Below are 12012 nucleotides of genomic sequence, written 5' to 3' on the forward strand. Positions count from 1 at the left end.
GTTCATCTGCGGCGCAGAGCAAACCCCTTAAGCCCGCATCAGTTCAAGCGGCCGGTCCGACCCTCGCAACGAGCGCGACGCGGCCATCAACTCACGAGTGTACGCATGCTGCGGACAGACAAAGACGCGCTCCGTCTTCCCCGCCTCCACAACCCTCCCTTCCTTGAACACGAGCACGCGATCGGCGAGATGACGCACGACGTCCAGGTCGTGCGAAATGAACAGCAGAGACATACCGAGCCGCACCTGCAACGAGCCCAGTAAATCCAGCACCTGAGCCTGCACATACACGTCGAGCGCCGAAACCGGTTCGTCGCACACGATCAAAGCGGGCTCGGGCGCAATCGCTCGCGCAATGGCCACGCGTTGACGTTGTCCTCCGGAGAGCGTCGAGGGCTGCCGTCCGAGATAGCCTGCGTCGAGTCCTACCTGTTCGAGCAATTCGACACTCCGCTCGATCACCGCGTGTTTCGACAGCTTCGACGAGAACAACGCTTCCTCCAGTAATTGCTGCACACTGTGCCTGGGATCGAACGAACTGAGTGGGTCTTGCGGAATATATTGAAGACGAGTCCGTAATGCGTGACGCGCACCTTCCTTGAAATCCACGCCGTTCCAATGCGTGCCGAGGAAATCGACAGTGCCCGCCGAGGGCGTGGCGAGTCCGAGCACGATATTCGCACAAGTGCTTTTCCCTGACCCGGACTCGCCGACGATCCCCACCACCTCGCCTTTGCGTACGTCGAACGATACGTCGTCGAGTGCGGTGAATACATTGCGGCTGGCTGCGCCACGCTTTGCATAGTATTTGCCGATCGCATCGACCTTCAGCACGAGTTCGTCCGATGGCGCCGGCCGGGCTGGCAGAGGTTCCCGAAAAATAGTCGATTCGCGGCCTCCGCTCGCGCCTCGCGCGTCGGTCACCATCCGCGCTGACGCGAGCTTGTGCCCGCGCGACTGCGCAGATGGCTGGGCCGCGAGCAATTGCCGCGTATAGGGATGAGACGGCCGGCTCAGTACGTTTTCGGTCGTGCCGCTATCGACCACTTCGCCCCGATGCATCACCAATACGCGGTCGGCGATATCCGCCACCACCGCGAGATCGTGCGAGATCAGCAACACGCCAATGCCGTCGCGCAAACGGGCCGCCAAAACCGAGAGGATCTGCATCTGCACCGTCACATCGAGCGCTGTGGTGGGCTCGTCGGCGATGACGAGTTTCGGCCCCGCCGCAATCGCCGACGCGATCAACGCACGCTGACGCAAGCCGCCCGACAATTCATGCGCATATTGATGCACACGCCGCTCGGGTTCGGCAATCCCCACGTCGCTCATGACAGCCCGCAAACGCGCCGAACGCTCGCCGCGCGAGCGTAGCCCAGCGTGCAATGCAACAGACTCGCCGATCTCCGCGCCAATCGTCCTCAATGGATCGAGCGACACGAGCGCGTCCTGCATGACGAGTCCCGCAAACGCACCGCGTAGCGCACGCCAGTCGCGTTCCCGAAAGCTCAGCGCCGAGCGGCCCTCGATATCGAAGCGTTGCGCATCGATCTGCGCACCTTGTCCGGCGAGACCGATCAGACTGCGAGCGGTCAGGCTTTTGCCAGAACCGGACTCACCGACCAGCGCGACGCATTCGCCCGCGTGTATCGACAGATCGACGCCACATACCAGGGGCTTACCTTCATTGGCATGCGGAAAACGGATGTTCAGCCCGCGTATATCGACGAGCAACTGCGGATTCAGATGCAGGTGCCGTATATCGGTTTTCATCGCGTGCGCACTCCATAGACGCGAGACAGAAACTTGCCGATCAGCGAAAACGCCATCACGCACAGCGTAATCGCAAGGCCCGGGAACACGCTCGGCCACCACGCGACACGCAACACGTCGCGTCCTTCGGCAAGCATCACGCCCCACTCGGGCGTCGGCGGTTGAGGTCCAAGGCCGAGAAAGCTCAGGGCCGACACGGCAATAATCGCGCTGCCGATATCGATCGTGGCGATTACGGGCACCGTGGCAAGCACGTTCGGCAGAATATGCCGCATGAACACGCGGGCACGCGGCACGCCGTACGTCACCGCATGGGTCACGTAATCGGCTCGTCTCACGATGAGGGTTTGCGCACGCAGCACGCGTCCGAACTTCGGAATCCCCGCGATGCCGACCGCAATCGCGATGTTCACAATCCCCTGACCGAGGAACGTGACGACGAACAACGACAGCAGGACGGGTGGAAAGGCCGACAGCACGTCGAAGATGCGCGACGCGCCTTCATCGACTGCGCGGCCGCCGAGGCCGGCCGTCATGCCCAGCACGAGACCGATCACGAGCGCGACGATCATGCTCGACAGACCGATGAGCAGCGAATAGCGAGCGCCGTAAATCACCCGCGCAAACACGTCGCGGCCGATTCGGTCCGTGCCGAACCAGTGCCTCGCGTCGGGTGGCTGCATCGCGTGCGCGACGTCGCTGACGAGTGGGTCATATGGCGTCACGACACGCGCAAACGCCATCGAAAACGCGAGCACGAGCAGAAACGCGATGGCGAGCCAAACCGTCAACGGAATACGCGGGACCCAACCCGCACGCGCGATCGACGAAACAGGAGAAAGCGGCACGTCGCTCATGAGTTGCGCAGCCTCGGGTCGATGAAGAGATAGGCCACGTCGAGCAACGTCGACATGGCCACGTGGACGAAAGCCGCGAGCAGAACGACGGCCAGCACGACCGGCACGTCCTGTGACGTCACCGCAGCCAGCGTGACGCTGCCGATGCCGGGCCGCCCGAACATCTTTTCCGTAATGACCGCTCCGCCGAGCAAACCGCCAATCAACCAGCCACCGAGCGTCACGACGGGCAGCAGCGCATGACGCAGCACGTGACGCACACGCAACGCAGCTTCGGAGACGCCACGCGAGCGCACGGTGAGCACGAACGGCTTGTCGAGCGTCGCCTCCAACGCTTCGCGCATGACTTGCGACAGCACGCCCGCCGTGGGCAGTGCGAGCGTCACTGCGGGCAGAACCAGCGAGCGCCAGCCCGCCGCACCGGAGACTGGAAAAAAACGCCAGTGAAACGAAAACGCGATCAGCAGCAACATGCCGAGCCAGAACACGGGTGTCGACGTAAAGGCGAGTTCGAGCGTCGAGGCGACGCGGCTGGCCCAGACACCGCCCCCGCCGCGCAATCCGGCCGTCGAGGTGGCAACCACCAGCGCCAGCAAGATAGCCAGCACCCCAGCCGCCACCGCGAGTTGCACGGTCGGCCAGAGCTGGCTGCCGAGGACGGCGAGCACCGGTTGCTGCAGCACAAACGAGGTGCCCAGATCGCCGTGAGCAAGGCGCAGCAGGAACTGCGCGTACTGCCAGGGCAGGCTGTGATCGAGTCCCCACTGCGCGGCGATCGACTCGCGCAGTCCCGGGTACGCGAGATCGCCCGCGAGCACGTCTTCGATACGCCCCGGCAGCGCGTGAATCGCAACGAAGGCCGCACTGGCGGCAAGCCACAGCACGAGCAGTCCGGTCAGCAGACGTGTGGCAATTTTCCTGAGCACGTCACCCTCCCTGCTTGTCGACCCAGATGTCGTACGAGCTGGCCGGACCGTCGAGTTCCGGTTCGAAACCAATGCCATGCACCGACGACTTCGCCGCCAGGTGATAAGCTGGCGCGAACAGCGGCACGATATAGGCCTCATCGACGGCGCGCTTCTGAATGTCGGCGAGTAGCTTGCGCCGCTCGTCGCCGACCGGTAGCAGGCGCGAGCGGTTGATCGCGCTGGTGATGGTCGGGTCCGGATTCCTGATCGCGTTATACAGGAAACCCTGATCGCCGAGCATGTCCCACAGCTCCATCGCGACGTCGGACGGATTGTCGGTGTTCGGATAGATCGTCCAGTTGCCGGTGGCCTTCTGATTCGCGAAATCACCCGCGGTGGTGATGCGCAAGCCGAGGTCGAGGCCGATGTTCTGCCGCAACGCCGACTGCACAGCGCGGATCAGAACATCGCGGCTGTCGCGCACATACGGTTGCGGATAACCGATTTCGACCGACAGACGCTTACCGTCTTTCGTGCGAAAGCCTTCGCTGTCGCGTTGCGTCCAACCGGCTTCGTCCAGCAGCTTGTTTGCCGCGGCTACGTCATTGCCCCACGAACCCTTGAGCGCGGCGTTATAGTCCGCGTTGTCCGGGCCGATGTTCGACCAGGCTCGCTGCACCGTGCCGAGATACACGCTCTTCACGATCGCATCGAGATCGAAGCCGTCGCGCAGCGCGCGCCGAACGCGCACGTCGCTGGCGGGAGCAACCGTGTAGTTTACGTTCAACGTGAACGACGTCGTAGCCGATGGGCCCGTGAAGTACTGGAAGCCTTCGACCTTGTCGAACACACTCGCATCCGTGGGCTGTACGCCTTCGATCAGATCGACCTGACCCGAACTCAATGCGCCCGTACGCACCGCGGCTTCGGGCAGGAACCGATAGGTCACCCGGTCGAGATACGCCGCGCCTTGATGCTGTGCATTGCCCGGCCCCCAATTGTAGGCAGCATTGCGTGTAAAGACCGCCGACTGGCCTCGTTGATAGGCGTTGAACACGAACGGGCCCGTGCCCACCACGCCGGGGCCGCCGCCACACAGGTCACGATTTTCAGCCAACGCTTCCGGCGAAATAAAGCCGAGCTTCACGCTGGACAGCGATTCGAGCGTGGTCGAGTCGGGTTGCTTCATGACGAGACGCACGACATAGGGCGAGACGACTTCGGCGTGGTCATAGTGAACCAGCAGCGACGCCGACGCCGACGTGGTGCTGACATTGTTCAGGATGTAATCGAAATTGGCCTTGACGGCGGCGGCATTGAACGGCGTGCCATCGGTAAAGTGAACGTCGTCGCGCAGATCGAAGGTGTAGCTCTTGCCGTCGTCGGCCACGCTCCACGACTTCGCGAGCCACGGTGCGTAGGTGCCGTCGGCTTTCTTGCTGATGAGCGAGTCGATGTAATTGCGCTCGACCCAGAAGGCGTTCTGTTGCGACGAGCGGTGCGGGTCGAAACAGGCGGGCTCGGTCGTCACGCCCCACGTGAGCGTGCCACCAGACACAGGCTTCGCTGCCTGCGCCGCCTGGACGGTCGGCACCGGATCGGATTTATTGCAGCCGCCGAGGATCGAAGCGCAGGCCACGGCGACGAGCCCAGCCAGAGACATGTGAAGGGCTTTCATTTAGCGAACGACCTCGGCGAGTTTGCGTCGGCCAATACATGCGCGGTCATAGGTATGGCATCTCGAAGAAATGATCCACGAGAATACGTTTCAATCGGAGCAGACAACAACGAAGCAAATTTGCTTTCGATATCTGGATAAGCGGAGTAACGAAATGAATGAGATCAGCTGGATGTCGACCGGCGCTATCGAAGAACGAGCGCGTACATCAGCGACGCACGAGCATCGCCAGTGAGCGATGCTCGCGGAGCCGCCCGTCGTATCCGGCGAGGGCACCGTCGAAGCGGCGCGGCACAAGCGGCGTGGCGAGCGCGGCCTCGACCGCTTTCTCCGATACACCGAACAGGCGCGCCAACGTGCTCGCCGTGTAGACACGGTTGTGCCGCAGCTTCAGCATCAAACTGTCGATCAGTGGGTCCATGCTCATCGGGATTGTTCACTCCATCAGAATGTATCGACGCCTCGCAGCTGCCGCGCAAATGCCCTCGATACAGAATGGCAGAGATAGTCGGAATTGAGAAAGAGCGAGTTCCGATATGGTTATGAAGCTCACCACGCTTTGCAAGTCATGACCGCCATATCGATGTCAGAATTCGTTCGTTGTCTGAAATCGTGGACTTATCGACAATGAGAATGACAGCCCATCCTGCATTCGACACGACCTATGACAATCGCACCGCCACGCCAACTTCATCTGAACATCAACGTCCTCCATTCCGGCTTCGTTCCTTCCGCATGGCGCACCGAAGACGCGGATCCGCGCGCCTTCGTCGATATCGCCCACTATGTGCGTGTCGCGCAAATCGCCGAGGCGGCAAAATTCGATGCGGTCTTTCTCGCGGACAACGCGTCGATCGCCGACCAGATCGACTTCCGCCCGATCACGGCGCTCGAACCGACGGTCCTGCTCGCCGGCATTGCCGCGGCCACCACGCATATCGGCGTGATCGGCACCGCGTCCACGAGCTATAACGAGCCGTATAACATCGCGCGGCGCTTCGCCACGCTCGATCACCTGAGCGCGGGCCGCGCCGGCTGGAACATCGTGACCACCGCCGACCTCGGCTCGGCCCGCAATTTCGGTCACGAAGCCGTGCCCGGTCACGCGGCGCGCTACGAGCGTGCGGCTGAATTCACCGAGGTCGTCAAAGCGCTATGGGATAGCTGGGAGGACGACGCTTTGATCGGCGACAAGGCGAGCGGCCGTTTCGTCGATCCCGCGAAGGTGCATCGGATCGAGCATCGCGGCAAACATTTCAGCGTCGACGGGCCCTTCAATCTGCCGCGTAGCGCCCAGGGGCATCCGGTGCTGATCCAGGCGGGCGGTTCGGGAGACGGAAGAGCGCTCGCGGCCCGTCACGCGGAAGCGGTTTTCTCCGCGTCGCAGTCGTTTGATGAAGCAGCAGCCTACGCGCGCGACCTCAAGGCGCGCGCCGCTGCGCTAGGCCGCGGCGACAACGCGATCCGGGTATTGCCTGGCCTCACCACGATCATCGGCGCGACCGAAGCACAAGCGCTGCGCCGTCGCGATGAACTGGTCGACCTGATCCCGTGGAGCTACAGCCTCACCCGGCTCGCCGGCATTCTGGGCGTGAGCGTCGAGCATCTGAAACTCGACGAACGCCTGCCCGCCGATCTTTCACTACCTAACGGCGGCAACGGCAATCACACGTTCTTTTACGCGACGCTCGCGCAGGCGCGCAACAACGGATACACCGCGCGGCAGTTGATCCGCGCCCTGGCGGGAGGCGGCGGCCATCGCGTGGTGGTAGGCACGCCCGAACAGATCGCCGATGACATCGAACATTGGTTCAGGGGCGGCGGCGCCGACGGCTTCAATCTGATGCCCGACGTATTGCCTGGTGGTCTGCAGGATTTCGCCGACGGCGTGGTGCCGCTGTTGCAAAAACGTGGGCTTTTCCGGACCGAATACGAAGGCAGGACGCTGCGCGACCACTTCAGTTTGCCACGGCCGGTGAGCCGTCACCTTCACGAGAAACAGGAGGACGCGGCGGCGACGGCATGAGCGTCGCGCGCTTCCACCATCGAACTACGCGGTTACGGCTTCATCGAGCTGTAACCGGTGTGCCGGATGGTCCGTGGCGAGGTAGCGCGAACCGTGTTCGAACAACCGCTCGCGCAGCGTGCCGGTGCCGCGCTCATGCAGACGGCCGCGACGCCTGAGTTCCGGCACCACGTGTTCGACGAAATCGGCGAAGCTGCCGGGATTCACCATGTAGATAAGATTGATGCCGTCGGTATTCGTATCGGCCAGCCATTGATCGATGCCGTCGGCCACCGTCGCAGGACCGCCGACGATTGTCTTGCTACGCCCCAGGCCATGCTCGGGCGCCAGCGCTTCGCGCAAGGTCCACGTCTTGCTCGATGCCGGATCGTCGAACATGCGCAGCAGTGAGCGGCTCGAATCGGTTTCGCGATATTTGAGCGGCGTATCGAGCGGCTGCGTCGAAAAGTCGACTCCCACACCCGACGAGAAATGCGCGACCGCGCCCTCGACGTTGTAGTACGCCCGATATTCGTCGAACTTTGCCTGCGCCACCGCATCGCTCTCGCCGGTCACGACCACCACGCCGCTGATGAACCGGATCGAATCCGGCGCGCGTCCATTTTTGCGCGCGACCTCTCGAAGCTGGGCGACATTGCGGCGGATGCCGGCGGCGTCCGCACCGGCCACGAACACGACCTCTGCATGCCGGCCGGCAAACGCCTGGCCGCGCGGCGAGCCGCCCGCCTGAAAGAGCACGGGCACACGTTGCGGCGACGGTTCGGAAAGATGCGCGTCGGGCACGGTGAAATACTTGCCACGGTGGTTGATCGATCGTACTCGCGACGGATCCGTGTACACACCGCCCGAATGACGCGTATCGCCCGGATCGCGCAACACGGCCCCTTCCTTCCACGAGTGCTGCCAAAGCTTGTAGACCACTTCGAGGAATTCGTCGGCCATGTCGTAACGCTCATCGTGAGCCACCTGGCGTTCGTGGCCCAGGTTGCGCGCTGCGCTGTCCAGCAGCGAGGTTACGACGTTCCACGCAATGCGGCCGTTCGTCAGATGATCGAGCGTGGTGAACTTGCGCGCGAGCAGATATGGCTGCTCATAGGTCGTCGACACGGTGATGCCGAATCCCAGCTGACGCGTGGCCGCCGCCATTGCTGAGACCAGCAGCGTCGGATCGTTGACCGGCGACTGCGTGCCGGTGCGCAACGACGCTTCCGGTGTGCCCGCATAGACGTCGAGCAGGCCGAGTGCATCGGCGATAAAGAGGTTATCGAAGCCGCCTCCGTCGAGCAGCTTCGCGAGTTCAACCCAATACGAGATCTCCGTATAGCGATGAGTCTGATCCGCGGGATGCCGCCATAGCCCAAAGTTGAGATGGGACGCGGTGTTCATCGTGAAGGCGCTAAGAATGATCGGTTTGTTCGGCACTTTGCGTTCCGGCTTGGCGATGTGCGCCAATCTAGCGTTCAACGGAAAGGAGCGCAAACAAGGTTTTGTGGATTGGATTCCGTCGTGCGTATCAAACGTTCCAACTGAGCCGGCGCCTTGAATGTCTGTCGCGTGAGCGCAAGCTCCTGTTGCACGAACGCGACATTAAGCCGGCCAAACCTTCTCGCGCGTCTTACCAATTCCTTTTCTATGCGCAAGCTCTGCGCAGTCCGGAATCACACGTTGCAGAGCAATCGTCAATGAAGCAACGACACATGGACGCCGATCGAAAATCTATCGTCGATGGACGGTGCTATCGCTCGACAACCGCCGTTTAAACGCATTTTCCAAACATAAACTCGATATGAATATCGCATTTGATCGTTTGGTAGATAGATTCGTTTTGCTTATCGTTCACGCCGACTCCAAGAGGTCTTACCAAGTCAATCACTTCTCCGAATACACGCTCAACATTGATCCATACAACTATGAAAAAACTGCTTTTCGCCTTCAGCGTTTCTTCTCTGATGATCGGCACAGCCAGTGCTCAAAGCAGCGTCACGCTCTACGGGATCGTGACCGGCAATGTGACCTATACCAACAATGCACAAACCACCGCCACCTCAGCGTCCGGCAGGCCGAGAGGCGGCGCGCAGGTCGCGCAATTCGATAGCGGCTCGTCGGGGCTCGCATCGAGCCGCTGGGGCCTGAAAGGCGTAGAAGATCTCGGTGGCGGATTGAAGGCTATCTTCCAGCTTGAAAATGGTTTCAGCGTCAATAATGGCGCGCTGGGACAAGGGGGCGCCATCTTCGGCCGCCAGGCGTACGTAGGCTTCTCTGCTCCGCGCTACGGCACGTTCACGTTGGGCCGCCAGGGCGACGCGTCGGTGGAATTCGTCTCGCCGCTCATCTACGGCTGGTACTGGGGCAATCTCGCCATCCATCCCGCGGACTATGACAACCTCAACTTCACGCACCGTATCAACAATGCGCTCAAGTACTTATCGGATACCTACAACGGCTTTCGTTTCGGTGGTTTGTACAGCCTTGGCGGCGTAGCGGGCAATGTCACGCAAAACCAGTACTGGTCTCTGGGAGCGAGCTATACCGGCGGGTCGTTCGCACTTGCAGCGTCGATCTTCGACGCGCGCAATCCGAATGTGTCGCTCTATGGCACCAATCCTAACGCGACCACCACGGGTAACAATCTCGGCTCCGCCGGTTCCGCGACGACGGCCGAATCCAACCCGGCTATTGCGGGGTTCGCATCGGCCAATTCGCAGCAAACCATTTCCGTGGCGAGCACCTATACGGCAGGACAGGCGATTTTCGGCGTGTCTTATTCGAACACACAGTTCCGCGGCCTCGGCACGAATGCGGCGCTGAACACGTTCGGATACCACGGCACGGCAAGCTTCTATACCGTTGGCGCGAGCCTGCGTTATCAGGCCACGCCGTTCCTGCGCTTCGGCACTTCGTTCGACTACACGCAAGGCGGGAGCACGAGCGGCAAGGAAGGCGCGAAGTACGAACAGGTTAATCTGGGCGCGGCGTATTCGCTTTCCAAGGCGACTGACCTATATCTCACGGGTGCATTCCAGCACGCGAGCGGCACCGATTCTCTCGGACGTCCGGCGGTGGCGGCGATCGGATACCTGACACCGTCTGCGACCAGCAAACAGGTCTCCGTCTCGGCGGGTATCAAGCATCTCTTCTAAAGAGGCCGGCCCCTGCCCTGCAACGGGCCGGGGTGTCGTTGTTCGCGTGACTTAACGGCTCATACGATCCCGCTCTGCAGGTAGTGGCAATTGCAACCTTACCTTCTGCGTGCGGTCACGCTTTACGTTTGTTAGTCATCCGACTTAACCAGCCGGATATCATAAGTTTTCCGTAATTCATTGGTTGCTTCAGACGGATGCAAACCTTAGCCTCGAAGGCCATTGCTGATTGTCGCCGCTGTCCGGAATGACCGCGCGGCAGCCTTCCCTGGTTTCCAGTCTCCGTGCGTTCAGGAAATACCCAATGTCAGAGCGTCCTACCCGCCGTGCCGCCAAGGCGGCCGTTCCCACTCACTCCGGCCGTCGCGGCTTCCTGATCGGTGGAGCGCTCGTCGGCGCCGGCGCGATCGCATACGGCCTGTACGGGAGACACACTCCCGGCGCGCAGGACGCTGTTCCGGGACCGGCTGCCACCGGCGGCGGAACGCCGCGCCAGGGTGGCACGCTGGTGATCGGCGAATATCAGGAGCCGACCGTCTACGATCCGAATCACCAATACTCATGGGAAACATATCGGGTCGATCGCCATATCTATGAATCGCTGATTGCCGAGGACCTGACCAAGCCGGCGCACGAAGGTCCGCCCGAGCTGATCCCCGCACTCGCCGAAAGCTGGCAGATCAGCGACGACGCCACCACGTTCACGTTCAAGTTGCGCCGGGACGTCAAATTCCACGACGGCAGCGATTTCGACGCCCATGCAGTCGAGTTCAACGTGCGCCGCTTTCACGACCCGCAGTTCGAGTACTACGACGTGAAGGCGGCGGCGTTCATGAAAGCGGTCTACGGCGATCTGAAAGGCTTCGAGTTGATCGACGATCACACCGTGCGCTACACCTTCAACAAGCCGTTTCGCGACTTTCCGCGCATGCTGCCGCAGGCAATTACGTATCAGGCATTTTCAGTCCGCTGGCTCTAAAGACCTACGGTCAGGACGGACTCGCGGAGCACGCGGCCGGCACGGGCCCATTCAGACTCGTCAAGCGGATTCACGGCGAGCGTACTGAACTCGTGCGCAACGACCACTACTGGGGACAAGCGGCGCACGTGGAGCGCGTGGTGTTCCGGCCGATCGTGTCCGACTCGACCCGGCTCGCCGCACTGCAGGCCGGCGAGATCGACATCCTCACCCGTACGCCGGCGGATGCCGTCAATACCCTGACCGGCAGCGGCTACACTGTGCCTGAAAGCGCCGGCGCGGGGCTCCTCTATCTGGGCTGGAACTTCAAGAACCGCTTTGCAAAGCAGTTGCCGGTGCGTCAGGCGATCATCCAGGCTATCGATCGCGAAGGACTGGCAAAGACACTGTTCAAAGGTCACGCGGATCCGGCGTACAACATTCTGAATCAGAACACGTCGCGTTCGACCCCGCGCAGCGTGACTTCAGCTACGACCCTCCCGCGGCGCAAAAGCTACTGGCCGATGCAGGCTTCAAGGACGGCGACATTCATTTCACGATTGCCACGGACGAAGCCAACCAGCCGACCATTGAATGGATTCAGCGCGACCTGGCGAAGGTCGGCATTCACGTCGACATTCTTTCGCAGGAGTGGCTGACCTACACCGC

The 12012-nt window shown here is 61.7% G+C and carries 9 protein-coding genes and 2 pseudogenes; 5 read left to right on the top strand and 6 right to left on the bottom strand.

The annotated features are described in order from the left end of the window. Nucleotides 1-27: 27 nt before the first annotated feature. The 5 genes from CIC12_RS07745 to CIC12_RS07765 form a co-directional block, all read right to left on the bottom strand. Nucleotides 28-1776 carry a dipeptide ABC transporter ATP-binding protein gene (locus CIC12_RS07745; RefSeq protein WP_168663558.1) on the bottom strand — a complete coding sequence of 583 codons (1749 nt, stop codon included), beginning with the start codon at nt 1774-1776 and terminating at the stop codon, nt 28-30. Next, the gene (locus CIC12_RS07750) at nt 1773-2633 is read right to left on the bottom strand and encodes an ABC transporter permease (protein ID WP_168663559.1); all 861 of its coding nucleotides are present in this window, start codon (nt 2631-2633) and stop codon (nt 1773-1775) included. The genes CIC12_RS07745 and CIC12_RS07750 overlap by 4 nt, the downstream gene beginning before the upstream one ends. After that, nucleotides 2630-3559 (bottom strand): ABC transporter permease subunit, encoded by a 930-nt coding sequence (locus tag CIC12_RS07755; protein WP_168663560.1) that lies wholly within the window; start codon nt 3557-3559, stop codon nt 2630-2632. Before CIC12_RS07755 ends, CIC12_RS07750 begins: the two co-directional genes overlap by 4 nt. A gap of 1 nt (nt 3560) precedes the next feature. Continuing rightward, a complete protein-coding gene (locus CIC12_RS07760) occupies nt 3561-5204 on the bottom strand; it encodes an ABC transporter substrate-binding protein (protein ID WP_238812435.1) in 1644 nt (547 codons plus the stop codon). Between the two features lie 223 nt (nt 5205-5427). After that, a complete protein-coding gene (locus CIC12_RS07765; RefSeq protein ID WP_238812436.1) occupies nt 5428-5646 on the bottom strand; it encodes a hypothetical protein in 219 nt (72 codons plus the stop codon). A gap of 237 nt (nt 5647-5883) precedes the next feature. Here CIC12_RS07765 and CIC12_RS07770 point away from each other — a divergent pair, with 237 nt between their 5' ends. After that, nucleotides 5884-7245, top strand: coding sequence for an LLM class flavin-dependent oxidoreductase (locus tag CIC12_RS07770; RefSeq protein ID WP_168663562.1), 1362 nt, complete (start codon nt 5884-5886; stop codon nt 7243-7245). Between the two features lie 24 nt (nt 7246-7269). Here CIC12_RS07770 and CIC12_RS07775 read toward each other — a convergent pair whose 3' ends face one another. After that, nucleotides 7270-8667 carry an NtaA/DmoA family FMN-dependent monooxygenase gene (locus CIC12_RS07775; RefSeq protein ID WP_202984861.1) on the bottom strand — a complete coding sequence of 466 codons (1398 nt, stop codon included), beginning with the start codon at nt 8665-8667 and terminating at the stop codon, nt 7270-7272. Between the two features lie 488 nt (nt 8668-9155). Here CIC12_RS07775 and CIC12_RS07780 point away from each other — a divergent pair, with 488 nt between their 5' ends. From CIC12_RS07780 to CIC12_RS33620, 4 genes and pseudogenes are all read left to right on the top strand, one after another. Beyond that, nucleotides 9156-10385, top strand: a complete 1230-nt coding sequence (locus tag CIC12_RS07780; RefSeq protein WP_168663563.1) for a porin — start codon at nt 9156-9158, stop codon at nt 10383-10385. A 304-nt stretch (nt 10386-10689) separates the two neighbouring features. Continuing rightward, nucleotides 10690-11364 carry an ABC transporter substrate-binding protein gene (locus tag CIC12_RS33610; RefSeq protein ID WP_168663564.1) on the top strand — a complete coding sequence of 225 codons (675 nt, stop codon included), beginning with the start codon at nt 10690-10692 and terminating at the stop codon, nt 11362-11364. Then, nucleotides 11355-11744: pseudogene (locus tag CIC12_RS33615) on the top strand (ABC transporter substrate-binding protein); the annotation flags it as partial. The gene CIC12_RS33610 and the pseudogene CIC12_RS33615, both read left to right, overlap by 10 nt. Before the next feature lie 116 nt (nt 11745-11860). Further along, nucleotides 11861-12010 (top strand): annotated as a pseudogene (locus CIC12_RS33620) (hypothetical protein); the annotation flags it as partial. Nucleotides 12011-12012: the final 2 nt, after the last annotated feature.

The organism is Paraburkholderia sp. SG-MS1 (assembly GCF_012275575.1).
Classification (GTDB): Bacteria; Pseudomonadota; Gammaproteobacteria; order Burkholderiales; family Burkholderiaceae; genus Paraburkholderia.